The following is a 24,841-nucleotide window of genomic DNA, read 5'->3' on the forward strand; positions in this document are numbered from 1 at the left end:
TTATGGCAGGCATCTCAACCCTTTTTATATCTGTCCTAAGCGGCTTATGCGGTGCTTTGATATCTGCGTATTTGAGCTATCGCATCAGAATGCTGGTTCAAAAAAAGGATAAGCGAGAGTCGGAGACTCGATTGGCTTATGTGTACGTTGTCCAGCTAAGTTTTATATTGGCAGTTGATGCGTGGCTAAGAAGCTTTATAGGAAAGCTGGAAAGTCAGATTGACGAGCCTATTCCTGAAGGTGAGTTTGAGTTTTCGCATGCTGTTTCAGTGTTGATAGAAGATATGATACGTAATTCCGAAACTGAAACATTCGAGAAATTGCAAGATATCGAGAAGTTTTCCGACCAATTCATTGAAAATCTCACTCGAACTTACCTTAGTAACGACCAGCAGGCAGAATTACCCAAGCAAACTGTTATTTTCTATCAGAGGTATGAGCAAAACCTGAAAGGTGTTGTGTCAACCATAAAGCTTTTTAGCTCATATCTATCAAGCAATGAATTGAAAAAATTATTAGACTCTGCCCAAATTCAGAGTGCGATTGATTCTGTCCAATCATTATTTCGTTCCGCCGGAATACTACGAGCAGCTATGATTGAATATGGCGGTATCGGGAAAGATGAAGCTACATTTATTCTCGAAAGCCAATACAAAGCTTTCGAAAATGATGTAGTAAAAGGATTTGAGAACAAATTAAAGATAGAAAAGGCAAAGGATTTTTTGGAGAAGGTCGGGGCCTTAAATGCTAACAAGTGAATCAAGCCGACCGTGGACTTCCCCCACTCTAGTAGACACGCATCGATAACTCCCCAGCAGGAGAGAACCGATGCCCGAGATGATCACGGGGAAGAAAACACAGCGCTATAGCACCGAGTTCAAAGTCAAAGCAGTGGAGTGGAGCTATCAGGCCCACCGGAGCGTCCAGGGGGTGGCTGAAACACTGGATATCCACCCCTTCATACTGTCACGCTGGCGAAAGGAATATCGCGAAGGAAAATTCGCCATGAAACGAGTCAGGAAGGCACCAGCTGAGGCCAAGCAGAAGGTCCAGGAGCAGGATGAGGTTGCTCGCCTGAAACGCCGCGTATCGGAGCTTCAGGAGGAGAACGACATCCTAAAAAAGTTTCAACGCTTTCAGGCCGAGGGACGACGGAAGCGTTCCGGTTCGTCTGGAAGCACAGACGAGAATACAACGTAAAGCTCCTGTGCAAGTACTTGAGCGTTTCCCGGTCAGGCTATTACGCCTGGGTCAATCGTAAGCCAAGCCCTAGGGCTGTCGAGCGGGCAGATCTGGTCTTCAGGATCCGGAAGGTCTATGACGAGAGCAGAGGGCGGTATGGGAGTCCTAGGGTGTATCAGGCGCTACGCCGTGAGGGCGTTCAGGTGGGCGAAAACCGCGTGGCGAGGATCATGCAGGAATGGGGCATGAAGGCACGTGTCACTCGAGTCTACCGGCGTTTGGCACGCAGACGTCATGAATTGTAGGCATTGCCCAATTACCGGCTGGCTGCACCAGCGCCAACAGGTGTCAACCAGCAGTGGAGCAGTGATGTTACCTACATCAAATTAGGCACAAAATACGTGTTCTTGGCCGTTGTGCTGGACCTCTATTCTCGCCGAGTCATCCATTGGCGACTCGGTAGAGCCTAACTGCTGACTTCTCTAAAGCGGCGCTCAGAGAGGCCTTCAAGCGGCGTCATCCTTCACCCGGCTTACTGCTCCACACGGATCGTGGGGTCGAGTATAGGGAAAACAAAATGCAGCGGCTTCTGAATCAACATCAAGAGCAACACAGCATGAATCGGCCTGGGCAATGTACTGACAATGCGGAAGTGGAATCCTTTTTTAAGACCCTGAAGGGAGAGTTGCTACACGCAACTAGCTTCACTGCGATGTGCCAGCTACGAAGCCAAATCAGGCACTATATTGATGGCTTCTATAATAGCCATCGTCTTCACAGTGGCCTTGGTTACCGGAGCCCGATAGAATTCGAAGGGATTAGCTGATGGTGAAGTGACCCCCTCCAGAGCTGCACAGGGTATAGTGCAGCCATCAGGAGGACAGGATGAGCGACGACAACCCCATCAAACGATGGACCGCGAAGCGCAAAGCCGCTGTGGTCATGGACATCTTCAAGGGCAAGACCACGGCTGCTGAGGTGGCTCGCCAGCACGATCTCACCGTCTCTGAGGTCGAGAGCTGGATCGATGAGGCCCAGCGCAGCATGGAGAACGGATTCAAGGCTCGTCCCAAGGACATCCGTGAACAGTACGAATCCGAGCTGCGGGAAACCAAAGAAGCACTGGGCGAGGCTCACTTGCAGATTTACGCGCTAAAAAAGTTTCGCCGCCTGCTCGACGAGGACGAGAACTCGTAAGGTCGCTGCAGGCGGAAATGGCCCAGGAGGGCCATGTGGTATCGCTCGTCAAGCTTTGTCGGTGGCTGGGACTTCCCCGACGGACTTTGTATTACCGTCCCAAGCTGCGGCAGCGTGCGATGAATACTGAGCTGGCCAGCAGGGTGAAGCTGGCCCTGGAACGGTTCCCCACCTACGGCTATCGGCGACTGGCGTGCGTCCTGGGTGAAAATCGCAAGCCGATCCAGCGCATCCTGCAGCTCAAAGGCTGGCAGGTGCGAAAGCGGCCCCAGGGCTTTCGCCCTCGCGCCAGGAGTCTGCCATCCATCGCCTCACGGCCTGATGAACGATGGGCGACCGATCTCACCCACGTGTGGTGCGGAAAGGATCGGCGAGCCAGTCTCGCGGTGATCATCGACTGCTGCACACGAGAGATCCTCGGCTGACGATTGTCGGACAATGGCAGCAGCAAGACCGCGGAGGCCGCGTTGGAGGAAGCGCTGATCTATCGGCTGGGAGCGCTGGGACGTGTTCAGCAACCGTTGGCCCTTCGGTCAGATAACGGGCTCGTTTTCAGCAGTCGCCACTACACGGGCACAGTGAAGGCCTATGGCCTCACGCAGGAGTTCACGACACCGTATACCCCGGAGCAGAACGGGCTCGTTGAGCGCTTCTTCCGGTCCTTGAAGGAGGAGTGCATCTGGCAGCATCGCTTCGAGTCACTAGGCCAAGCCAGGGCGGTGATCGATCGCTGGATTCGTTACTACAACGAAGAACGGCCACATCAGTCTCTGGATTATGTGGCACCCCGAGCACACCCCGCATTAGCTGCGTAGGGTGTGCAGAAACCAGGGGGTCATTACAATGGCGCGTGTCCATTTTTTTGGGGGAACACCAAAATATTTTCTCCTCTTCGCTCAAAGCACAAAATATGCCCTGCTTGGGGTATTAGATTTTAATATCAGAGAAAATGCGCATGAATAGCTCCGTGAATCGGTTCGCTTTCAGTTTCTATGGTCTAGTTGTATTGTTCCTCGCGGCCTGCTCAACCTCATCCAAGACCGTGCCAGTCGAGCCAATCATAGACATCTCGAGGTTAGGTACGCAGTGCAACACCCTCGACCCTCTCCGGCGTGTTCTGCCGAAATATCCGTCGTCGGCCGTGAACGCGAACCAGGAGGGATGGAGTGTCGCGAGAGTATTTATCGGCTCGGAGGGCGGCAGGCCAGAACGAGTAGAAATTATCCGATCCAGCCCATCGGAAATTTTCGGCCCCCCTACGGCCGCAGCAATGTCTCAGTGGGAGTTCAGGCCGATTCCCGGTGGGGGTGAATGCTATCTCGAGATGAGGTATCGGCTCTGGAAGTGATGAAACCTAAAACACCATGTAGCCAACACTTGTTCCGCTACCCTGGCGTCTGGGCTATCTGCCGCCGACCTGGCGATTGTCCCAAGTGACGAGATATTGCGGATGTCTGGTGTCCGGTAGCATTTTTTCAGGAGAGACCAGCATTTCCATGTGCGCGACAAGCACTTGATGGATGGCCTTAGACGTTTAATGAACAATCGATTCGTAGTCACCGGCGGGCCCGGCGGAGGCAAAACCACAGTTCTGGCCGCTCTGGCGGAGCGTGGGTACGGTTTCGCACGAGAGTCTGCCCGGAGGATAATCCAGGAGCGGTTAATGGCGGGGTTTTCGCCAAGGCCGGAGCCCGCCTTGTTTGCCCATGAGGTCCTGAGTGCGGATATCGAAAAGTATCGAGAAGCCGGTATTAGTGATGGTCCCAGGTTCTTTGATCGAGGTGTGCTGGACGCGTTGTGGATGCTGGATGCGGAGGATGCACTGACATATGATCAAGCGGCTCGATACGTTCACGATTTTCCCTACAACAGGCGCGTTTTTCTTCTGCCTCCATGGAAAGAGATCTATGGGACCGATGCCGAGCGTGACCAGACACTTGAACAGTCCGTCGAGGTGTTCGAGGGTCTGAAAAGGTGGTATCGGCAATGGGGCTATGAAACCTTGGAAGTGCCGCGTACTCATGTCGGTGAGCGCGTTTCATTTATTCTGGAAGCCGTAGACAATATCTGAGATATTTCTGCCGTTGACCGCCCTGCGCCACTGGCGTGGGCTATCGGTTTCTTCACTATTCCGATGCCGGCGTGAATGGCCCGGACACGACCGGGGCGGATTTCCACATGATTGAGTTCCGCTACCGGTATTGAGCATCGTCGTCGTAATGCCCGGCGGCGTTCGGGCCCGAGCGGAGCATGCCCTCGGCGCGCCCGCTCTGGCGATTTTTTGACCAGCCGCCCAAGACGAAGCGCCTCAAAAGCTGGATAATGGCGGGCTACGCGCTACGGCCGACCGAAACCACGAATCCGGTGCTTTGTCAATGGAAATCAAGGTCAACTATCTCGACAACCTCCGGCTGGAGGCCAAGTTCGATGACTTCACGGTCATCTCCGACCAGCCGATTCGCTACAAGGGCGATGGCTCGGCGCCTGGCCCCTTCGATTACTTCTTGGCGTCGTCGGCGATGTGTGCGGCGTATTTCGTCAAGGTCTACTGCAACGCGCGCGATATTCCCACCGAGAACATCCGGCTGTCGCAGAACAACATCGTCGACCCGGAGAACCGCTACAAGCAGATCTTCAAGATTCAGGTCGAGCTGCCGGAGGATCTGTCCGACAAGGATCGCCAGGGCATCATGCGCTCGATCGAGCGTTGCTCGGTCAAGCGGGTGGTGCAGAACGTGCCCGATTTCCAGATCGAGACGGTCGAGAACCTGGACGAGGATGCCCAGGCGCTGCTGATGGCCGAGCCGGAGGAGGGCGAGAGCACCTGGATCGAGGGCAAGGACCTGCCGCTGGAGCAGACCATCGCCAACATGACGGGCATCCTCGAGTCGCTCGGCATGCAGATCGAGATCGCCTCCTGGCGCAACATCGTGCCGCATGTGTGGTCGCTGCACATTCGCGATGCCCACTCCAATATGTGCTTCACCAACGGCAAGGGCTCGACCAAGGAGAGCGCGCTGTGCTCGGCGCTGGGCGAGTTCATCGAGCGTCTGAGCTGCAACTTCTTCTACAACGATCAGTTCTTCGGCGAGGAGATCGCCAACAGCCGCTTCGTGCATTACCCGAACGAGGAGTGGTTCCAGCCGGGGCCGAACGACGAACTGCCGGAGGGCATCCTGGATGCCTACTGCCGGGAGTTCTACGACCCGGATGGCGAGCTGCGCGGCTCCAACCTGATCGACACCAACTCCGGCAAGGTGGAGCGCGGCATCGTCTCGTTGCCGTTCGTGCGCCAGTCGGATGGCGAGGTGATCTACTTCCCCTCGAACCTGATCGAGAACCTCTACCTCAGCAACGGCATGAGTGCCGGCAACACCCTGCACGAGGCCCAGGTGCAGTGCCTGTCGGAGATCTTCGAGCGGGCGGTGAAGAAGCAGATCATCGAGGAAGAGATCGCGCTGCCGGACGTGCCGCATGAGGTGCTGGCGAAGTACCCCGAGATTCTCGAGGGCGTTGAGGCGCTGGAGAAGCAGGGCTTCCCGGTGCTGGTCAAGGATGCCTCCCTGGGCGGGCAGTATCCGGTGATGTGTGTCACCCTGATGAACCCGCGTACGGGCGGGGTCTTCGCGTCCTTCGGCGCGCATCCGAGCTTCGAGGTGGCGCTGGAGCGCAGCCTGACCGAGCTGCTGCAGGGCCGCAGCTTCGAGGGCCTGAACGACTTCATGCCGCCGACCTTCAATTCGCTGGCCGTCACCGAGCCGAACAACTTCGTCGAGCACTTCATCGATTCCTCGGGGCTAGTGTCCTGGCGTTTCTTCAGTGCCCGGGCAGATGTCGAGTTCGTCGAGTGGGATTTCTCGGGCACGAACGAAGAGGAGGCCGAGCGCCTGTTCGGTATCCTCGCGGAGCTGGGGCTGGAAGCCTACATGGCCGTCCACGAGGATCTGGGCGCACCGGTGTGCCGCATCCTGGTGCCGGGGTATTCCGAGGTTTACCCGGTGGAGGATCTGATCTGGGACAACACCAACAAGGCGTTGCTGTTCCGCGAGGACATCCTGCACCTCCACGAGCTGAGCGACGAGCAACTGGGCGATCTGCTGGAGCGCCTGGAAGAGACCCAGATCGATGACCATGAGGACATCATCACCCTGATCGGCATCGAGTTCGACGAGAACACCATCTGGGGGCAGCTCACCATCCTCGAGCTGAAGCTGCTGATCAACCTGGCGCTCGGCCAGCACGAGGAGGCCCTGGAGCGGGTCGAGATGTTCCTGCAGTTCAACGACAACACCGTCGAGCGCGGGCTCTTCTACCAGGCGGTGAACGCGGTGCTGGAAATCGTGCAGGACGACGAGCTTGAGCTGGAGGACTACCTCTACAACTTCGAGCGCATGTTCGGCGAAGCGACCATGGCCGCCGTGGTCGGCTCGGTGAACGGCGAGGTGCGCTTCCACGGCCTCGAGCCGGTCGGCATGCAACTGGAAGGCCTGGAGCGTCACCAGCGGCTGATCGAGAGCTACAAGAAGCTGCATGCCCATCGGGCCAGGCGGGCAGACGCGGCGGCGTAGCCGCACGCTTCCTTTCGTATCACTCGAAGCGCCCCGGTCCAGCATTGGTCCGGGGCGCTTCGGGTTATGCATGGTGTGATACGTCTCAGCACGTCATTCCGCCACGCGAATACCGGAACCGCCTATCTCCTCGGGCACATCCCTGAATTTGTCGAGCCCGTCGGAAATCGGCAACACGCTTTCCTGGTAGTGCACGTGAAGGCCGGGGCTGTACGGGAGTGCGGGCAGAATCGCGGCATAGACATCCGTCAGGCCGAGCTCCGGGTGCTCGGTGAGAATGTGCCCGCCGCAGGTCTTGCACCATTTGCGGTAGCTCTGTGGGGTCTTGTGGTAGGTGCCGATGTGCTCCTCGCCCTGGGTGATGTGGACGGCCTCCGGCTTCCATAGTGTAAAGGCGTTGACTGGCGCTGCGGACCACTGTCTGCACGAATCGCAATGGCAGTAGCCCATGGCCTCCGGCTCGCCGCTGACGGTCACTTGTACGGCGCCACAAAAGCAGCTTCCCTTGTAGGTAGTGTTGTTGCTCATGCTGTGTCTCCTCTGCGTGCCTGGGTCTCGTATGCCGAGGCGTCTCGGACGCGTTTCGCCAGTATTCTCCAGGTGCTTCCCGCCGCGTAGTGGCGGAAATGACATACTGCAGGGGCGATCCGGCCAACGGAGTGATCAGATGATCGATGTCACCGTGGTGCTGGTGGAGGGGGGAATGCCCTCGACGGCGGTGGCGCCGGTGGAGGTGTTCAGCACGGCCGGCGTGCTGTGGAATACCATGCGCGGGGAGGCGGTGGAGCCGCACTTCCGGGTACGTACGGCGTCCCAGGGCGGCCGGCGGGTGTCCACGGCCGTGGATTTGAACCTGGAGCCGAGCTGTGCCATCGAGGCGGTAGCGGAGACCGATCTCATTATCGTATCCGCCGTGGGTGCAGACCTGGAGGCCGCCTGCTCGGCCAACACGGCACTCTATCCGTGGCTGCGCAAGTGGCACGCGCGTGGCGTCACCCTGGCTGGTATCTGCGCGGGCGTGGGACTGCTTGCCGAGGCTGGTATCCTGGATGGCCGGCCCGCGACGACCCACTGGGGGGTGGTAGAGGCGTGTCGGCGACGCTACCCGCAGGTGCACTGGCAGCCGGAGCGGTTCCTGACGGAGAGCGACAACGTGCTATGCAGTGGCGGCGTGTATGCCTCCGTCGATCTCAGCCTTTATCTGGTCGAGAAATTCTGCGGTCATCGAGTTGCCATGGAGACGGCCAGGGCACTACTGCTCGAGACGCCGCGTGTGTGGCAGGCCGGGTACGCGGCGGAACCTCCGGAGATGTCGCATGAGGACGGGCAGATCCGACGGGCCCAGGAGTGGTTGTTCCACCATTTCACCGAACCGGTGAGACTGGATGACCTGGCCGGACAGGTGGGCATGAGCCCGCGGAACTTCGCTCGCCGCTTCAAGCTGGCCACCGGGGAAACGCCCACCGGTTACCTCCACCGCCTGCGCATCAATGCCGCCCGCCACCTGCTGGAGAACGAGCAGCAGACCGTTCAGCAGGTGAGCCGCGCCGTCGGCTACGACGACCTGGCCTTCTTTCGGCGCTTGTTCAAGCGCTACGCGGGGCTGCCGCCCCAGCGCTACCGGGAGTGCTTCGGCATCCGCCCGCCCGAGAGCGTCGCGATCGCCGGCCGAACCCCGCATCGCTGACGCGGCATAATGAATAAGCCCCCGAGTCAGCGATCTGGCTCGGGGGCTTTGCGTTTTGGCGCTGGCGATCAGTCCTCGTGCAGGCGACCTTCCACATATTTGTGGAGGATGCTGGCAACCAGTGTCTGGTAGGGAATACCCTCTGCCAGCGCCTTTTTCTGGAGGCCTCGAAGGTCCCTGGAGGAAAGGCGAATGTTGATGCGTGCATCTTTCTTGAACATGGCCTCTGCATACTGCTGATGCCGTTGCTGCGTATGTTCGGCGTCCGGCACTCGTTTCAGCTCGCCTTCTTCGAAAGCTTCCAGTAGCTCTCGCTCTTCCTTGTCCAATTTGCTCATTTGCCACCTCCCAGATAGGCCTTTGTCGCTTTTCGGCTCGGGATAATGGTCTTCAGGAAGATTTCATCATCCGACTCGACAAAAGGTACGAGGTACGCGTACCCCTCTATGTCGATCACATGGATCTGCTGGCCTGGGTAACGCTTCTGGTTTGGATGTTCCAGTGTATCCAGAAGATCACCCGCCGACATGTGGAAGACCACCGCCTCGAAGGAAATACCTCTTTCCTCCTGTAGGCGTTGGTTCTTCTCGGTGTTCCATGTGATCGGCTTCATAAGGTGAGGATAGCACAATGTGTGCCTTTGGTAGTCAGCCGGATGTGTCAGATAGTTTCGTGGCAGTGGCAACGCCAGCCTTGGATCGATTGGGCCGGCCGATGGCCTGGGTGATCCAGTCGCCGGTGGCGGCGAGCTTGTCGAGGTCGACGCCGCTGTCGATGCCCAGGCCGTCGAGGAGGTAGACGACGTCTTCGCTGGCGACGTTGCCGGCGGCGCCCTTGGCATAGGGGCAGCCACCCAGGCCGGCGACGGAGCTGTCGATCACCGCCACGCCTTCCTCGAGCACGGCGTAGAGGTTGGCGAGTGCCTGGCCGTAGGTGTCGTGGAAGTGGGCGGCGAGCTTGTCCATGGGGATGTCGCGGGCGACGGCCTCGAGCATGCGCTTGGCCTTGAGCGGGGTGCCGGTGCCGATGGTGTCGCCGAGCGAGACTTCAAAGCAGCCCATGTCGAACAGGGCCTTCGATACTTCGGCGACCTTGGCCGGCGCGATCTCGCCTTCGTAGGGGCAGCCGAGCACGCAGGAGACGTAGCCGCGTACGCGAACGTTGGCTTCCTGGGCGCGCTCGAGCACTGGGGCGAAGCGTTCCAGGGATTCGGCGATGGTGCAATTGATGTTCTTTTTGGAGAAGGCCTCACTGGCGGCGCCGAATACCGCGACTTCCTCGACGCCGCATTCCAGTGCGGTCTCGAGTCCCTTTAGGTTGGGGGTGAGGGCGGAGTAGGTGATGCCGGGGCGACGTTCGAGCCGGGTCATCACCTCGCGGTGATCGGCCATCTGCGGTACCCACTTGGGCGAGACGAAGCTTGCCGCTTCGATATGGCGCAGGCCGGCGTCGGCGAGGCGGTCGATCAGTTCGAGTTTGGTGTCGGTGTCGATGGCTTCGGGTTCGTTCTGTAGCCCATCGCGGGGGGCGACGTCGACCAGGCGGACTTGCTTGGGGAATGCCATTGCAGAGCTCCAATCATTCGAGAGAATCCAGAGCAGCGGCTGATCCGGCGGCAGGCCTTGGCGAAGGCGCTGTGAATCCCTCCCTGGACGCTACATTCGCCATCCATGGCGAATGACCTTCGCTACGGCCTGCCCCCGGCGCCGCTTACCTTGGACGCTACTTGCCAGGGGCACGGTGGTTACTCGTCTGCAGCGAATTCCAGCAGCACGTCGCCTTGTCCCACGGTGTCGCCGGCCTGGAAGTGGAAGCTTTCGACCTGGCCGTCGGCGGGGGCGGTCAGGGTGTGTTCCATCTTCATGGCTTCCATGACCATCAGCGCCATGCCTTTCTCGACGCGTTCGCCGGGTTGCACCAGCAGGGTCACCACGGTGCCGTGCATGGGGGCGGTGAGGGTGGATTCGGCTTCCTGGCGGCCGTGGTCGATGGCGTCGATGCGTCGCCAGAACAGCCGAGTTTCGCGCCGTGGGTCGACCATCACCACCAGGTTGCGTTCTCGTCCTTCGCCGACCAGTCGAGTCTGCAGGCGGCGGCGGTGGCCGTCCAGGGTCACCGCCACGGCGTCGCCGTCGAGCGGTTGCAGGGTGGCGTCGAAGGTCTGTTCGCCGATGCGCAGGCGCCAGGGGGCGCCGGGGGCCGCCCGCTTGCCCTCGACGGTGACCACGGCGTCCTCGTCGTCGATTCGGGTGGGGTCGCAGAGGGCGATGCGGATGGTGTGCTCGGCGTTGAGCCGGAAGCCGTCGTGGCGATCCCAGGGGGAGTCGCTCTCGCGTTCCTGGCCGAGCTGGTGGAGGCCGACCAGGGCGGCGCTGGCGTATTCCTCGGCCGTATAATGCCGTGGCGCGAACAGTTCCGCTTCGTGGTGCTCGATGAAGCGGGTGTCCAGCTCGGCGGCGCGAAAGGCGGGGTGCGTCGCCAGGCGTTGCAGGAAGTCGCGGTTGGTGGTCACGCCCTGGACATCGAGGGCGGCCAGGGCGCGGTTGAGGGTGGCCAGCGCCTGTTCCCGGTCGTCGCCGTGAACGATCAGCTTGGCGAGCATCGGGTCGTAGTGCATGGAGACGCTGTCGCCGCTGGCCACGCCGCTGTCCAGGCGTACCCGGGTCGGCTCGAGGCCGGCGCCGGCGAGGTCCAGTTCGAAGCGGCTGAGGGTACCGGTGGCGGGCAGGAAGTCCTGTGCCGGGTCCTCGGCGTAGAGGCGCGCCTCGAAGCTGTGGCCGGTGATGGCCAGTTCGTTCTGGCTCAGCGGCAGAGGCTCGCCCATGGCGACGCGCAGCTGCCACTCGACCAGGTCCTGGCCGGTGATCATCTCGGTGACGGGATGCTCCACCTGGAGGCGGGTGTTCATCTCCATGAAGTAGAACGATTGATCCTGACCTTGTGAAGAGTCCAACAGGAATTCGACCGTGCCGGCGCCCACATAGCCGATCTCGCGGGCGGCGCGTACCGCGGCGTCGCCCATCTGGCGACGCAGGGCCTCGGTCATGCCCGGGGCGGGGGCCTCCTCCAGCACCTTCTGGTGGCGACGCTGTACGCTGCAGTCGCGCTCGAAGAGGTAGACGCCGTGGCCCTGGGTGTCGCAGAACACCTGCACTTCGACGTGGCGTGGTTGGGTCAGGTACTTCTCGATCAGCATGCGCTCGTCGCCGAAGGCGGCCCGGGATTCGCGGCGGCAGCCGTCCAGCGCGGCCTGGAACTGATCGCCGCTTTCCACCACGCGCATGCCCTTGCCGCCACCGCCGGCGCTGGCCTTGAGCAGCACCGGATAGCCGATGCGGTCGGCTTCGGCCTTGAGCAGGGCGTCGTCCTGGGCGTCGCCATGGTAGCCGGGCACCAGGGGCACGCCGGCATCAAACATGCGGGCCTTGGCGGCGGACTTGTCGCCCATGGCGGCGATGGCCGAGGCGGGCGGGCCGACGAAGGTGATGCCGGCGTCCGCCAGGGCGGCGACGAAATCGCCGTTCTCGGAGAGGAAACCGTAACCGGGATGCACGGCGCCGGCCCCGGTGCGCCGGGCGGCGTCGATCACCGCCTGGATATCGAGATAGCTGGCCTGGGCGGCGGCCGGGCCGAGGCGCACGGCTTCGTCGGCCTCGCGCACGTGGCGGGCGCTGGCGTCGGCATCGGAGTAGACGGCCACGGTGCGCAGGCCCATGCGGCGGGCGGTGCGCATCACGCGGCAGGCGATCTCGCCGCGATTGGCCACCAGCAGGGTATCGAAGGCATGGCTCATGAGGAGCGCTCCGTCGTGGAAGGAGGTTCGGGGGCCCAGGCAGGGCGGCGCTTGTCGAAGAAGCTGGCCAGGCCTTCCTGGCCCTCGTCGCTGACACGCAGCTCGGCGATCACCTGGCAGGTGCGCTCGCGGGTTGCGGCGCTGTCGGGATCACGGGCGACCTCGGCGAGCAGCGCCTTGGTGGCGCGGCTGGACTGCGGCGAGGTGGCGAGCAATGTCTCGACCATGGCGGCGACCGCCTCGTCCAGGGCGTCCGGCTCGACCACGCGATGCACCAGCCCCAGGGCCTCGGCGGTGGTGGCGTCCATGACCTCGGCGGTCAGCGCGTAGCGGCGCATCTGCCGGCTGCCGATGGCGCCTTGCACATAGGGGCTGATCACCGCTGGCGAGAGGCCGATCTTGACCTCGGAGAGGCAGAAGCGAGCCTTCTCCGAGGCGATGACGATATCGCAGCAGGCGGCCAGGCCCACGGCGCCGCCGAAGGCCGCGCCCTGGACGCGGCAGAGCGTGGGGCAGGGCAGGGTGTCCAGGCCGTGCATCAGCGCCGAGAGCTGGCGGGAGTCCGCCAGATTGTCCTCGAGATCGTAGTCGACCATGCGTTTCATCCAGCCCAGATCCGCCCCGGCGGAGAAATGCTTGCCCTGCGAACCCAGTACCAGCGCGCGGACCTCGCCACGCTCGGCGGCCTCCCGCACGTGCTGAAGATGCCCGTTGAGCTCGCCGATCAAGGCATCGTCAAAAGCGTTGAGGACCTCCGGGCGATCCAGGGTCAGCCACGCAACGGCGTGGGGGTCGATGTCCAGGGTGGAGTAGGTCTCTGTGGTCATATCGGTATCCTGCTGACTTCGAGCTTCGAGCTTCGAGCTTCGAGCTGCTCGTATCTCGTCGCTCGGTACTCGTTTCTGGCGCGAAGCGCGTCTACATCCTGAACACGCCGAATTTGGTGTCTTCGACCTCGGCGTTCATGGCGGCGGCGAGCGAGAGGCCGAGTACGTCGCGGGTCTGGGCGGGGTCGATGACGCCGTCGTCCCAGAGTCGCGCGCTGGCGTAGTAGGGATGGCCCTGGTGCTCGTACTGGTCGCGGGTCGGTTGCTTGAAGTCGGCTTCCTCCGCGTCGGACCATTCGCGTCCCTCGCGCTCGATCTGCTCGCGCTTGACCTGGGCCAGCACGCCGGCGGCCTGTTCGCCGCCCATCACCGAGATGCGGGCGTTGGGCCACATGAACAGCAGGTTGGGATCATAGGCGCGGCCGCACATGCCGTAGTTGCCGGCGCCGAAGCTGCCGCCGATCAGCACGGTGAACTTGGGCACCTTGGCGCAAGCCACGGCGGTGACCAGCTTGGCGCCGTGCTTGGCGATGCCTTCGTGCTCGTACTTCGAGCCGACCATAAAACCGGTAATATTTTGTAGGAAAATCAATGGGATTTTCCTTTGGGCGCAGAGCTCGATGAAATGCGCGCCCTTCACGGCGCTCTCCGAGAACAGCACGCCGTTGTTGGCGACGATGCCCACCGGGTGGCCGTGGATATGCGCGAAACCGGTGACCAGGGTGTCGCCATAGGTGCGCTTGAACTCGTCGAAGGCGGAGTCGTCGACGATGCGGCCGATCACCTCGCGCACTTCGAAGGGCTTCTTGAGGTCGGTGCCGACGATGCCGTAGAGCTCCTCGGGGTCGAGGCGTGGCGGCCTGGGTTCGGCCATGGCCAGTTGACCGCGCTTCTGCCAGTTGAGTCGGGCCACGCAGCGCCGCGCCAGTTGCAGGGCATGGGCATCGTTCTCGGCGTAGTGATCGGCCACACCGCTGACCTTGGCGTGAACGTCGGCGCCGCCCAGGTCCTCGGCGCTGATCGATTCGCCCGTGGCCGCCTTCACCAGCGGCGGGCCGCCGAGGAAGATGGTGCCCTGTTCGCGCACGATGATGGATTCGTCGGCCATGGCCGGGACATAGGCGCCGCCGGCGGTGCAGGAGCCCATGACCACGGCGATCTGCGGAATGCCCTCGGCGGAGAGGGTGGCCTGGTTGTAGAAGATGCGCCCGAAGTGGTCGCGGTCGGGGAAGACCTCGTCCTGGCACGGCAGGTAGGCGCCGCCGGAGTCCACCAGGTAGAGGCAGGGCAGGCGGTGCTTGCGGGCGATCTCCTGGGCGCGCAGGTGCTTCTTCACGGTCAGCGGGAAGTAGGTGCCGCCCTTGACCGTGGCGTCGTTGGCGACGATCACGCACTCCACGCCGGAGACGCGGCCGATGCCGGTGACCACGCCGGCGGCGGGCACCGGGCTGTCGTAGACCTCGTGAGCGGCCAGCGCCGAGAACTCGAGGAAGGGCGAGCCCTCGTCGAGCAGATGGTCGATACGGTCGCGCACGAACAGCTTGCCGCGCGACTCATGCCGGGCGCGCGCCTTCTCGCCACCGCCCTGGTGAATCGCCGCGGTCAACGACCGCAACCCGCCCACCTCGGCGCGCATCGCCGCCTCGTTGGTCTGGAAACCCTCGCTGCGCGGGTTGATCTGGGTCTGCAAGATGGACATACATCTCTCCGAGATGAGCCGTAAGCTGTAAGCCTTAAGCTTTAAGAGGTTGCCTGCCGCGCCGACTTACTTGCCGTAGACTCCTGAGGGGCGTCCTGCGACGGGGCTGTCTTGCTTACAGCTTATAGCTTACGGCTTATAGCTGGTTTTAAGCCGATTCATTAAAGATTTCGCGGCCGATCAGCATGCGGCGGATCTCGCTGGTGCCGGCGCCGATCTCGTAGAGCTTGGCGTCGCGGAGCAGGCGGCCGGTGGGGTATTCGTTGATGTAGCCGTTGCCGCCGAGCAGCTGAATGGCGTCGAGTGCCATCTGGGTGGCCTTTTCGGCGCAGTAGAGGATCACGCCGGCGGCGTCCTTGCGTGAGGTGCGGCCGCGGTCGCAGGCGCCGGCGACGGCATAGAGGTAGGCCCGGCAGGCGTTCAGGGTGGTGACCATGTCGGCCACCTTGCCCTGCACCAGCTGGAATTCGCCGATGGACTGGCCAAACTGCTTGCGTTCGTGGAGGTAGGGTACCACCACGTCCATGGCGGCCTGCATGATGCCGATGGGGCCGGCGGCCAGCACGGTGCGCTCGAAATCGAGGCCGCTCATCAGCACCCGCGCCCCCTTGTTCACCTCGCCGAGGATGTTTTCCTCGGGCACCTCGCAGTCCTCGAAGACCAGCTCGCAGGTGTTGGAGCCGCGCATGCCCAGCTTGTCGAGCTTCTGGGCCGTGGAGAATCCCTTCATGCCTTTCTCGACGATAAAGGCAGTGATCCCTTTCGAGCCCGCTTCCGGATCGGTCTTGGCGTAGACCACCAGGATGTCGGCGTCGGGGCCGTTGGTGATCCACATCTTGTTGCCGTTGAGCACATAGTGCGCGCCGCGCTTCTCGGCCTTGAGCTTCATGGAGACCACGTCGGAGCCGGCGCCGGGCTCGGACATGGCCAGTGCCCCGACGTGCTCGCCGCTGATCAGGCCGGGCAAGTACCTGGCCTTCTGCTCGGCGTTGGCATTGAGCTTGATCTGGTTCACGCAGAGGTTGGAATGGGCGCCGTAGGAGAGTGCCACCGAGGCGCTGGCCCGCGAGATCTCTTCCATGGCGATGCAATGGGCGAGATAGCCCATGCCGCTGCCGCCGTCCTCGTCCGGCACGGTGATGCCGAGCAGGCCCATGTCGCCGAACTTTTTCCAGAGGTCGTCGGGGAATTCGTTCTTCGCGTCGATCTCGGCGGCGCGCGGCGCGATCTCGTCGCGGGCGAAGGCGTTGACCTGGTCGCGCAGCATGTTCAGTTCGTCGTCGAGACCGAAGTCGAGGGGTTGGTAGGGCGCGTGCATGGCGAACTCCGCTGGTCTGGTGACGCGCCATGGGGCACGTCCGATCATTCTTCGAGGTGATGATGCCAAGACTAAGACAGGTTTACGTTAACGTAAAGGTCATGGATGAGAGGTTCGACCAAGGTGGTGTGCGATGGCGCCGGTCGGGGGTGACGACGTAAGCTTGGGCCTTCACGACTTGAGCGAGCGAGATGATGACGAACGACAGCATCCTTCGGCATCCCACGGTGGAAGAGGGGCTCGCCGCCGAGGAAGCGTTGCTGGAAGGGGTGTGCCGGGGCGAGAGCCAGCTGGAGTGCCTGGCCTGGTCGCCGCATGACCGAGCCCTGGTGATGCCGCGTCGTCACGCGCGCCTCGAGGGCTTCGCCGAGGCGCGGTCGCGCCTGGAGGCGCGAGGCTGGCCGGTGCTGTTCCGTGCCACCGGCGGCACGCCGGTGCCCCAGGGGCCGATGGTGGTCAACCTGGCCCTGGCGGTGCGCTGCGAGGTGCGCAGTTCGGCGGCGCATCTCGATTGGGGCTATCACCGCCTGGGCGACCCCTGGTGTGAGTGGCTGGCATCCCTGGGCGTGGCCTCGGCGGATCTCGGTGCGGTGCCGGGGGCCTACTGCGATGGCCGCTTCAACGTGCGCATTGCCGGCCGCAAGCTGGTCGGCACGGCCCAGCGCTGGCGTCGCGTGAAGGGCAGCCGTGACATGGCGTTGCTGGTGCATGGTGCCATGCAGGTCGAGGGGACGCCGTCGGCGCTGGTCGAGGTCGTCAACGACTTCCAGTCGGCTGTCGGCGATGCCCAGCATTTCCGGGCCGAGAGCCATATCGCCCTGCGCGACGCATTGCCCGACCTGGCGCTCGAGACGGCCTTGACCGATCTGGTGGCGCGTCTGCGTTCGGTAACCTAAGCCGGGCCAGAGGGGCGGCCACCTCGCTCATTCATGCTGCAGGATATTGATCAGCTTCCCGAAGGGATCGCGGACATAGAATCGGCGCACGCCCCATTCCTCGCTGACGGGGCCGTATTCGACGGGAATGTCGGCCTTCTCGAACCTCGCCAGGGCGGCATCCAGGTCGTCGACTTCGATCGATAGCGCCGGTACTGGTGTACCGGATCCGCCCTGCGAGCCGAAGTTGACCTGGACCATCATCTGTTCGTCCGAGCCGTATGTCCGGAACCACCCATGATCCATGAGCAGGTCGAGGCCGAGGATATCCTGGTAGAAAGCGGCCGCCTGGTCGAGCGCCGGCGTGTCGGTATTGGCGACGATGCGTTTGACCTTCATTGTCCCTCCCTGAGGCTGTTGTTCACGGTGAGCGTCGCTTGGTCTGGCAGGCTGAGTTCACGTACTCGGTCGATACCCGATACACAGTAACGCGCAGGGGGCCAGGTTCGAAGAAAACCGCAACGCGCTCCTGGTCAGCCCATCCTCGAATCCGGCGACCAGGACACAGCCAAGCTCCAGGGCTGTCGCGTAAAGCTGAACATTCTGGGCCAGGGCGCCGGTTTCCATGTAGACGTATCGTGGACCACGCTCGCCTGCCGGTGGCTGGTCCTCGAAGTGTTCAATGGTGCCTGCCAGGTCTGCGGCTACGCCGATCATGACAGCGGCGTCACGCAACCATGGCTGATCGCCGATTCCCATTTCCTCTACCACGGCATCCGATGGCAGGTCATCCATGCGCTGCAGCGAATGGTCATCGACCCCGTACGCATAGAGGCCCGGTGGCAGACCGTCGACGCTTCGTACGAGAACATGGAGGTGAAGCGGGTAGCGCCCACCGGCCGACGGAGACGCTCGTTTGCCCTCATCGCCGGTGATTCCCTGGGCCGACCAGAGCAGCTCCGACAGACAGGAGAGCGGGATCGGCGATTCGGCGTATTCTCTTGTGCTGCGCCGGCGTCTGATGCACTCGGCCAGCGACGTCGTTTCCGGTGCCCCTGGCGTGGGCAAATTCAATGTCATCCTTTGACTCCCTGTGTATCACGACACGACTCGGACACCGCGACAGTGATGCCTCCAGCATGTCTCTGGAATCTCGTCAGGTCAGTATGGCAGGCGTTTCCTGACGTTACAGTGTCGGGAGTGACCGATCTGCTGTGTGTACGCTACGGCCTGTCACGGTGACGGGGCTGCTGGAAGGGAAGGTGGCGGGAAGGCAAGACAAGGCAAGGCAAGGGGGATGGGGGCGCCTGCCGAGGGGGCCTCGGCAGGCGCGAGCCGTCAGTCGGCGCTTTCGTTCTTCAGCGACGCCATGTCGATGACGAAGCGGTAGCGCACGTCGCCTTTCTCCATGCGCTCATAGGCGGTGTTGATGTCCTGGATGTCGATGGTCTCGATGTCGCAGGTGATGTCGTGCTCGGCGCAGAAGTCGAGCAGTTCCTGGGTCTCGGGGATGCCGCCGATCAGCGAGCCGGCCAGCACACGACGCTTGAAGACCAGGTTGAAGCCTTCGATGGCCGGTTCGATGGGATCGAGCAGGCCCACCAGGATATGGGTGCCGTCGTACTTCAGGGTCGCCAGATAGGGATTGAGGTCGTGCTGTACCGGAACGGTGTCGAGCATGAAGTCGTAGGTCTCGGCCACGGCCTCCATCTGGGCGGCATCACCGGAGACGACCACATGGTCGGCGCCGTGACGACGGGCTTCCTCGACCTTGGCCTCGGAGCGAGTGAAGACGGTGACCTCGGCACCCAGCGCCTTGGCCAGCTTGACGCCCATGTGGCCGAGGCCGCCCATGCCGATCACCCCGACCTTGTGGCCGGCCTTGACGCCATAGTGCCTGAGCGGCGAATAGGTCGTGATGCCGGCGCAGAGGATGGGGGCGGCGGCGGCCGGGTCGAGGCCTTCGGGCATGCGCAGCACGAAGTGCTCGCTGACGACGACGCTGTCCGAGTAGCCGCCCTGGGTCATGGTGCCGTCCTGGCGGTCATCGCTGCCGTAGGTCATGGTGAAGCCTTCGAGGCAGAACTGCTCGACGCCGTCCTGGCAGGGCTGACAGTGGCGGCAGGAATCGACCATGCAACCGACACCGACCATGTCGCCGACCTGGAAGCGGCTGACGTCGTCACCCACGGCGGTGACGCGGCCGACGATCTCGTGGCCGGGCACGATGGGGAAGCGTGTCATGCCCCAGTCGTTGCGGGCGAAGTGCAGGTCACTGTGGCAGACGCCGCAGTAGAGGATCTCGATGGCGACGTCGTCCGGGCGCGGCTGACGGCGCTCGAAGGCGAAGGGGGCCAGGGGCTGGTCGGCCGCATGGGCCGCATAGGCACGAGTCTGACTCATGAATGGCTCTCCTGTCGGTCTGTGATGCCTCGGGGTGAGGCTGGGCTCATTATGGAAGCGGCGAGGGGCGCTGAGGACCGACGTTCCTCCGGATTTTTTGCCCGTTTCTCCGAGAGGTGGCGTCCTTCTGTACCGTGGAAGCGCTGATGCCGCCATCATGTAGCCCCGAGGCGACAAGAAATTATCATGGCGCTGGTCGAGCCCGCCGTGAATCCACGTTTCTCTCGCATTTTTGCTACTTTCTACGAACTCGCTTTTGCCCGTCATGAAGGGGCGGCCCGATGAATCTTCGATGGCCCCGGGCATGGAGGAAGGATTTCAGGATGCATATCACAGAATCTCACGCCGGTTCGCTGGTCGATCTGCTGGCGCCCCTGGTCGAGGGTGACGGCTATACGCCGACCCAGCTGCCCGGGGTGTCCTTGATGGCCATGCATCGGCCGAGCGGCCGCACGCCGATGATCTACGAGCCGAGCCTGATCATCGTGGCCCAGGGGTACAAGATCGGCTACCTGGGGGACCGGGAGATCCACTATGGCCCCGGGCAATATCTGGTGCAGACGCTGCCGCTGCCTTTCGAGTGCGAGACCCATGCCTCCGCTGAAGCACCCTTGCTGGGGGTGGCGGTGCACCTCGATCCGGCGTTGCTCGGCGAGCTGGTGACGATGATCGGTGAAGGGGGCGGCCAGCCTTCGAGCGAGGTTGAAGCGTCGCCGGTGCCGATGGCGTCGGTATCGATGACCGATGGCATGCAGGGAGCGGTGGAGCGGCTGTTGAGGACCCTGCACGATCCCGCCGAGACGGCTGCCATGGGGGCGTCGCGAGTGCGGGACGTGGTGTTCGAAGCCTTGAGGGGCCGACAGGGGCCGGCGCTTCGTGCTCTGGTGCTGCACCAGGGGCACTACTCGCGCATCGTCCAGGTGTTGTCGCGGCTGCATACCCGCTATGCGGACGAGGTGTCGGTGGAGGCGCTGGCTCGTCAGGCGAACATGAGCCCGTCGACCTTCCATCAGCATTTCAAGGAAATCGTGCAGGCATCGCCACTGCAGTACTTGAAGCGGCTGCGATTGCTCAAGGCGCAACAGCTGCTGGCTCAGAAGACCTGCAACGTGAATCAGGCGGCCTCGGCGGTGGGGTATCGCAGCGTTTCGCAGTTCAGCCGCGACTACAAGCGCTACTTCGGAATCTCGCCCTTGCAGCATCGCCAGGAAGAGCGAGCATTGCGGGTTTCGTGAGGGTGGGCGCGCGGCCTGGCCGGACAGCCGCCGGGCGGCGACTGTCCGGTGTGGCGCGCGTGGCCTGTCGTCAGGCGGCTTCGAGAGCGCGGGAAGGACCGAAATGCTCGAAGTGGCGGCGCTCTTCAGGCACGCCCAGTGCTTGCAGGTATCCATCGACGGCAACCATGAAGCCCTGTGGCCCGACGAAGTAGCAGTGCGGCGTGCCGGCGGGCAGGTGGCGGGCGATCAGGTCGTGATGCACGCGTCCGACATGATCGACAGCGGCGCCATCGTCGGTCTGCTCGTAGACCGTGATGACCCGCAGATGATCGGGATAGTCGCGTGCCAGGGCGTTGACGTCATCGCCGAAGGCGTGATGATCGCCATCCAGTGCCGCATGCAGGTAGACGACCTGTCGTCCCTGTTCCAGCGCCTGGCGAAGCAGCGACAGCATGGGCGTCTGGCCGACGCCGCCGCTGAGCAGCATGACCGGATCGTGTCCCTCCTCGGGCAGAGTCAGGTCACCGGCGGGCGGCAGCAGCTCGATACGGTCGCCGACACTCAGGGCCTCGTGAAAGTGGCGGCTGACGACCCCGTCGGCTTCGCGCTTGATGGAAATGCGATAGCTGCGGCCATTGGGATAGGCCGACAGGCTGTAGTGCCGATAGACCGGCTTGCCGTCGATCATGAGGCGGACGCCGATGAACTGGCCGGGCTGGAAGGCGGCTACGGGACGCCCATCCTCCGGCTCCAGAATGAAGGAGCGGATGACAGCGCTTTCCTGGCGAGTGTCGGCGATCCGGAAGGACCTGGTACCGCGCCAGCCGCCGGTGGATTCGGCGAATTCGCGGTAACGCTGGCTCTCGAGATCGATCAGCAGATCGGCCAGTTCCTGATACAGCGCCCCCCAGGCATCGGCGATCTCTTCCGTGACGGCCTCGCTCAGGACGTCGCCGATGGCGGCCATCAGACACTCGCCGACGATCGGATACTGGTCGGGCTGGATGTTCAGCGAGACGTGCTTGTTGACCACGGTTTCCAGGGTGCGCCGTGCCCTGGCGGGTTCCTTGCGCAGCTGGACATAGGCCAGGACCGCGCCGGCCAGGGCCCGCGGCTGCCCGCCGTTGGCCTGGTGAGCCTGGTTGAAGAGCGGCTCGACCTCGGGGTAGCGCTCGAACATCAATGGATAGAAGCGTTGGGTGATGGTCGTGAGGTGCTCGGCAACGACGGGGGCGGTGGCGTCGATGATGTCTTCCTGTGCACGTGTCAGCATGGTTCGCGTCAGCCTCGATTCAGGATGTGGGTGGAGACACCCTGTAGGAGCAAGGGGTGTTCCACCTCGCTGTCATTGCGACACTTCGTCACATGGTTGGCTATAACTGTCTGTCGTATATCGAATTCCAGGATGCTTCCAAGCATCTGTCAGTGAGCTCATACTCGGTTTTCGGCCTGGAAGTGTTTAAATGACACTGGTCGATATGACATTGGTAGTGTCATTATGACAATTGACTGTCATAGTCTCGTTATCATGTCGGCCTATCGGAGGGGGAGCGAATGACGGAGTTTCTCAAGGCGCTGCGTACGCTGTTGGCCCAGCTCGCGGAGCATGAGGCGTCCGAGGTGCACTGGGGCCACCTGCTCCGGGCCCTGGTAGGAGACTTTCCCGCCGATGCCAGCACCCTGATGGTGATGGATGGCGATGCCTTGCGACCGGTGGCGCTGCTGGGACTCAATGATGAGGTGCGCGGGCGACGCTTCGCGTTGCAGGACCACCCTCGGCTTGCCGCGATCGCCAGCCATCCCGGGGTATGTCGATTTCCCCATGACAGTCCGCTGCCGGACCCTTTCGATGGTTTGATCGATGAGGACCTCAGCGACGTGCATGACTGCCTCGGCGTCGCGCTGCGCGATGAGGAGCGACTGACGGGCCTGTTGACGCTGGATGCGCTCGAGCCGGGGTGTCTGGACGGCCTCGATGACGATCAACTGCTGAGTATCGCGCGGCTACTGGGCACCTGCCTGCGCCTGGCCGAGCGGTTGCGCACGACCCGTACCCGTCTCAGCGAGGCCTTGACTCAAGCGTCGTCTTCCGAGGTCGGCTGGCGCTGGAACAGTCGCGCCATGCGCCAGCTCGATAATGCCATCGAGCTGGTGGCGCCCACCGACATGAGCGTGCTGCTGCATGGGGAAACGGGGGTGGGCAAGGAGTTGGCGGTACGTGCCCTGCATCGGCGCTCGGGCCGCCACCAGGGGCCGCTGGTCAAGGTCAACTGCGCCGCTCTGACGGAGAGCCTGATCGAGAGCGAGCTGTTCGGCCATCGGCGCGGCGCCTTCTCCGGGGCGACCGAGGACCGGCGGGGTCACTTCGCGATGGCGGATGGCGGCACCCTGATGCTCGACGAGATCGGCGAGCTGCCGTTGTCACTTCAACCCAAGCTGTTGCGCGTGCTGCAGGAAGGCGAGATTCAGCCGCTGGGGAGCGAAACGCCATGCCAGGTCGATGTGCGGGTCGTCGCCGTCACCAACCGCGATCTCGAGGCCGAAGTCGAGGCCGGCCGATTCCGCGCGGACCTCTATCATCGGCTGAGTGCCTTTCCCCTGCATGTGCCGCCCCTTCGGGATCGCCCCGAGGATATTCCGCTGCTGGTCGGCCATTTTCTCGAGATCAACAGGGTTCGTCTGGGGCTCAACAACCTGCGGCTGCAGGCGGAGGCCGAGACGGCGCTGCTGGCCTGGCACTGGCCGGGCAATGTGCGGGAACTCGAACATACGCTGGCCAGGGCGGCCTTACGGGCGCTGGGAGATCATGAAACGCCGGCGACCGCTGATCGGCGCCAGGCCGTGGCACTGATCACGCCTGACCACCTCGACCTGCCTGATGACGGCGGCGCGGCGGTCTCCATGCGTGCCCATGCAGTATCGGCCGGGCCGTCGCTGTCGCTGAAGGAAGCGACCGAGGCGTTTCAGCGGCATCACATCCAGGCAAGCCTGCGCGATCATGACGGCAACTGGGCGGCGTCGGCCCGGGCACTGGGCATGGACCCGGGCAATCTTCATCGGCTGGCCAGGCGATTGGGCCTGAAGGCGTCGTGACATCCCGCCCGGCGCTGTTCGAGCTGGGTGCGCAGCGCCTCGAGCTCCGCCAGCAGCTGCCCGGCTTCCACGCTGTCGCCGACATCCACGTGCAGCTCGGTGAGCTGACCGGAGACCTGGGCGGTCTGCCATTGCACCGCCGGGGCCGAGGTCAGCCCCAGCGCCAGCCGGCGACCAGCAACAGGGCGACGAGGATCAGCAACGACAGGGTCATTTTCGGGCGACGGCGCACCCAGAAACTAATGAGAACGATTCATGACCTTGGCGCGACAAGTTGCAAACAATATGGCTGAATTCGCATGAAAATGATCAGCGAGAGGCGAGAGGCGAGAGGCGAGAGGCGAGAGGCGAGAGGCGAGAGGCAGGGGGAAGCGTGGAAGGCTTCCCAAGCGTGAGATTGGACGCGAACGGAGGCTTGGAGGACAACGCCATCAGGTTTGTTGCACCGGTGGCGGTTGGTGTCGTCACCGGTGCTCTGGTCAAGATGCTCAAGAAATATTGCTGTACTGGCTGCTCTCGGAAAATTGATGCACTAGGTAACAACGCGCTGACGCGACTGGCTATTTTTGATTGTTATAAAATTCTTCGGGAGATTCCTCGGATTGTTTTGATAGAGAGTCATCGGTGCCTATTAAAAGTGAGTTATCTATTAGTTTTGAAACCAGAGAGAGTAGCTCAGTATTGGCAATTCCCCCGTTAGCTTCGAGTTGACATAATCCAAACATTCCAATGCTCAAATATGTGGTTCTTTCTGAAGTTGTTTTTAAATTTACTATTTCATTTGCCAGGCTTATAGCCAATGCTTTCTCCTGAGAGGAGCTTTTAGAAGATAGTTGAATCCCTTTTAGAACACCAAGCAATTCATTGCTGATATCAACGCTACCATTTTTTTCGTGGAAAACATCGGGTCATCATCTAATGTAGTGGGTGCTGGTTCCAAATGGCCTTCAGTTCTTCCACCATAGTTCCTGTAATGATCACA

At 62.2% G+C, this 24,841-nt stretch carries 29 protein-coding genes and 1 pseudogene; 16 read left to right on the plus strand and 14 right to left on the minus strand.

Annotation, left to right across the window (positions count from 1 at the left end; all coding sequences use genetic code 11):
* The first annotated feature begins 2 nt into the window (after nt 1-2).
* The 12 genes and pseudogenes from RSO41_RS11290 (at nt 3) to RSO41_RS11315 (ending at nt 6,947) form a co-directional block, all read left to right on the plus strand.
* Nucleotides 3-758, plus strand: a complete 756-nt coding sequence (locus tag RSO41_RS11290; protein WP_315619203.1) for a hypothetical protein — start codon at nt 3-5, stop codon at nt 756-758.
* 70 nt (nt 759-828) lie between these two features.
* Nucleotides 829-1,200, plus strand: a complete 372-nt coding sequence (locus RSO41_RS11295; RefSeq protein ID WP_315619204.1) for a transposase — start codon at nt 829-831, stop codon at nt 1,198-1,200.
* 17 nt (nt 1,201-1,217) lie between these two features.
* Entirely contained in the window at nt 1,218-1,487 is a 270-nt protein-coding gene (locus RSO41_RS18475; RefSeq protein WP_410000326.1) for an IS3 family transposase, read from the plus strand.
* Between the two features lie 3 nt (nt 1,488-1,490).
* The gene (locus tag RSO41_RS18480; RefSeq protein ID WP_410000327.1) at nt 1,491-1,652 is read left to right on the plus strand and encodes a DDE-type integrase/transposase/recombinase; all 162 of its coding nucleotides are present in this window, start codon (nt 1,491-1,493) and stop codon (nt 1,650-1,652) included.
* Nucleotides 1,653-1,666: 14 nt separating this feature from the next.
* A pseudogene (locus RSO41_RS18485) lies at nt 1,667-2,008 on the plus strand (transposase); the annotation flags it as partial.
* A 59-nt stretch (nt 2,009-2,067) separates the two neighbouring features.
* Entirely contained in the window at nt 2,068-2,379 is a 312-nt protein-coding gene (locus RSO41_RS11300) for a DUF1153 domain-containing protein (protein WP_315619205.1), read from the plus strand.
* A gap of 35 nt (nt 2,380-2,414) precedes the next feature.
* A complete protein-coding gene (locus tag RSO41_RS11305; protein ID WP_315619206.1) occupies nt 2,415-2,804 on the plus strand; it encodes a hypothetical protein in 390 nt (129 codons plus the stop codon).
* 153 nt (nt 2,805-2,957) lie between these two features.
* Nucleotides 2,958-3,194, plus strand: coding sequence for an integrase core domain-containing protein (locus RSO41_RS18490; protein WP_410000330.1), 237 nt, complete (start codon nt 2,958-2,960; stop codon nt 3,192-3,194).
* A gap of 140 nt (nt 3,195-3,334) precedes the next feature.
* Nucleotides 3,335-3,727 carry a TonB family protein gene (locus RSO41_RS18495; protein WP_410000328.1) on the plus strand — a complete coding sequence of 131 codons (393 nt, stop codon included), beginning with the start codon at nt 3,335-3,337 and terminating at the stop codon, nt 3,725-3,727.
* Nucleotides 3,728-3,916: 189 nt separating this feature from the next.
* Entirely contained in the window at nt 3,917-4,450 is a 534-nt protein-coding gene (locus RSO41_RS11310) for an AAA family ATPase (RefSeq protein WP_315619207.1), read from the plus strand.
* A gap of 35 nt (nt 4,451-4,485) precedes the next feature.
* Complete coding sequence (locus tag RSO41_RS18500; protein WP_410000329.1) at nt 4,486-4,584, plus strand: acyloxyacyl hydrolase; 99 nt, start codon at nt 4,486-4,488, stop codon at nt 4,582-4,584.
* Nucleotides 4,585-4,754: 170 nt separating this feature from the next.
* On the plus strand, nt 4,755-6,947 hold the full coding sequence (locus RSO41_RS11315; protein ID WP_315619208.1) for an OsmC domain/YcaO domain-containing protein: 2,193 nt from the start codon (nt 4,755-4,757) through the stop codon (nt 6,945-6,947).
* 93 nt (nt 6,948-7,040) lie between these two features.
* On the opposite strand, the gene RSO41_RS11320 is transcribed toward RSO41_RS11315, so the two are convergent.
* On the minus strand, nt 7,041-7,475 hold the full coding sequence (locus RSO41_RS11320; RefSeq protein ID WP_315619209.1) for a GFA family protein: 435 nt from the start codon (nt 7,473-7,475) through the stop codon (nt 7,041-7,043).
* A 139-nt stretch (nt 7,476-7,614) separates the two neighbouring features.
* Between RSO41_RS11320 and RSO41_RS11325 the strand changes: the two genes are divergently transcribed.
* Nucleotides 7,615-8,634, plus strand: coding sequence for a GlxA family transcriptional regulator (locus RSO41_RS11325; protein WP_315619210.1), 1,020 nt, complete (start codon nt 7,615-7,617; stop codon nt 8,632-8,634).
* A 68-nt stretch (nt 8,635-8,702) separates the two neighbouring features.
* Here the strand turns inward: RSO41_RS11325 and RSO41_RS11330 are convergent, their stop codons facing one another.
* From RSO41_RS11330 to RSO41_RS11360, 7 genes are all read right to left on the minus strand, one after another.
* A complete protein-coding gene (locus RSO41_RS11330) occupies nt 8,703-8,972 on the minus strand; it encodes an antitoxin (protein ID WP_315619211.1) in 270 nt (89 codons plus the stop codon).
* Nucleotides 8,969-9,247, minus strand: coding sequence for a BrnT family toxin (locus RSO41_RS11335; protein ID WP_315619212.1), 279 nt, complete (start codon nt 9,245-9,247; stop codon nt 8,969-8,971). Before RSO41_RS11335 ends, RSO41_RS11330 begins: the two co-directional genes overlap by 4 nt.
* 34 nt (nt 9,248-9,281) lie before the next feature.
* The gene (locus RSO41_RS11340) at nt 9,282-10,199 is read right to left on the minus strand and encodes a hydroxymethylglutaryl-CoA lyase (RefSeq protein WP_315619213.1); all 918 of its coding nucleotides are present in this window, start codon (nt 10,197-10,199) and stop codon (nt 9,282-9,284) included.
* 179 nt (nt 10,200-10,378) lie between these two features.
* Nucleotides 10,379-12,427 (minus strand): acetyl/propionyl/methylcrotonyl-CoA carboxylase subunit alpha, encoded by a 2,049-nt coding sequence (locus RSO41_RS11345; RefSeq protein ID WP_315619214.1) that lies wholly within the window; start codon nt 12,425-12,427, stop codon nt 10,379-10,381.
* On the minus strand, nt 12,424-13,254 hold the full coding sequence (locus RSO41_RS11350) for an enoyl-CoA hydratase-related protein (RefSeq protein ID WP_315619215.1): 831 nt from the start codon (nt 13,252-13,254) through the stop codon (nt 12,424-12,426). The genes RSO41_RS11345 and RSO41_RS11350 overlap by 4 nt, the downstream gene beginning before the upstream one ends.
* 91 nt (nt 13,255-13,345) lie before the next feature.
* On the minus strand, nt 13,346-14,953 hold the full coding sequence (locus RSO41_RS11355) for a carboxyl transferase domain-containing protein (protein WP_315619216.1): 1,608 nt from the start codon (nt 14,951-14,953) through the stop codon (nt 13,346-13,348).
* 148 nt (nt 14,954-15,101) lie between these two features.
* Nucleotides 15,102-16,271, minus strand: a complete 1,170-nt coding sequence (locus RSO41_RS11360; RefSeq protein ID WP_315619217.1) for an isovaleryl-CoA dehydrogenase — start codon at nt 16,269-16,271, stop codon at nt 15,102-15,104.
* Between the two features lie 194 nt (nt 16,272-16,465).
* Here RSO41_RS11360 and RSO41_RS11365 point away from each other — a divergent pair, with 194 nt between their 5' ends.
* Complete coding sequence (locus tag RSO41_RS11365; RefSeq protein WP_315619218.1) at nt 16,466-17,167, plus strand: lipoyl protein ligase domain-containing protein; 702 nt, start codon at nt 16,466-16,468, stop codon at nt 17,165-17,167.
* 27 nt (nt 17,168-17,194) lie between these two features.
* On the opposite strand, the gene RSO41_RS11370 is transcribed toward RSO41_RS11365, so the two are convergent.
* The 3 genes from RSO41_RS11370 to RSO41_RS11380 form a co-directional block, all read right to left on the minus strand.
* A complete protein-coding gene (locus RSO41_RS11370; RefSeq protein WP_315619219.1) occupies nt 17,195-17,545 on the minus strand; it encodes a VOC family protein in 351 nt (116 codons plus the stop codon).
* A 57-nt stretch (nt 17,546-17,602) separates the two neighbouring features.
* The gene (locus tag RSO41_RS11375; RefSeq protein WP_315619220.1) at nt 17,603-18,226 is read right to left on the minus strand and encodes a SagB/ThcOx family dehydrogenase; all 624 of its coding nucleotides are present in this window, start codon (nt 18,224-18,226) and stop codon (nt 17,603-17,605) included.
* Nucleotides 18,227-18,484: 258 nt separating this feature from the next.
* A complete protein-coding gene (locus tag RSO41_RS11380) occupies nt 18,485-19,549 on the minus strand; it encodes an NAD(P)-dependent alcohol dehydrogenase (RefSeq protein WP_315619221.1) in 1,065 nt (354 codons plus the stop codon).
* Nucleotides 19,550-19,872: 323 nt separating this feature from the next.
* Between RSO41_RS11380 and RSO41_RS11385 the strand changes: the two genes are divergently transcribed.
* Nucleotides 19,873-20,784, plus strand: a complete 912-nt coding sequence (locus RSO41_RS11385) for an AraC family transcriptional regulator (protein ID WP_315619222.1) — start codon at nt 19,873-19,875, stop codon at nt 20,782-20,784.
* A 70-nt stretch (nt 20,785-20,854) separates the two neighbouring features.
* Here the strand turns inward: RSO41_RS11385 and hmpA are convergent, their stop codons facing one another.
* Nucleotides 20,855-22,039: an NO-inducible flavohemoprotein gene (gene hmpA / locus RSO41_RS11390; protein WP_315619223.1), complete on the minus strand. Its 1,185-nt coding sequence runs from the start codon at nt 22,037-22,039 to the stop codon at nt 20,855-20,857.
* Between the two features lie 281 nt (nt 22,040-22,320).
* On the opposite strand from hmpA, the gene norR reads away from it, so the two are divergent.
* Nucleotides 22,321-23,859 (plus strand): nitric oxide reductase transcriptional regulator NorR, encoded by a 1,539-nt coding sequence (gene norR / locus RSO41_RS11395; protein ID WP_315619224.1) that lies wholly within the window; start codon nt 22,321-22,323, stop codon nt 23,857-23,859.
* Here norR and RSO41_RS11400 read toward each other — a convergent pair.
* Entirely contained in the window at nt 23,820-23,996 is a 177-nt protein-coding gene (locus RSO41_RS11400) for a biotin/lipoyl-binding protein (protein ID WP_315619225.1), read from the minus strand. The genes norR and RSO41_RS11400 overlap by 40 nt on opposite strands.
* A gap of 423 nt (nt 23,997-24,419) precedes the next feature.
* Nucleotides 24,420-24,659 (minus strand): hypothetical protein, encoded by a 240-nt coding sequence (locus RSO41_RS11405; protein ID WP_315619226.1) that lies wholly within the window; start codon nt 24,657-24,659, stop codon nt 24,420-24,422.
* Between the last annotated feature and the right edge of the window lie 182 nt (nt 24,660-24,841).

Source organism: Halomonas sp. I1, from assembly GCF_032334135.1.
GTDB lineage: Bacteria > Pseudomonadota > Gammaproteobacteria > Pseudomonadales > Halomonadaceae > Halomonas.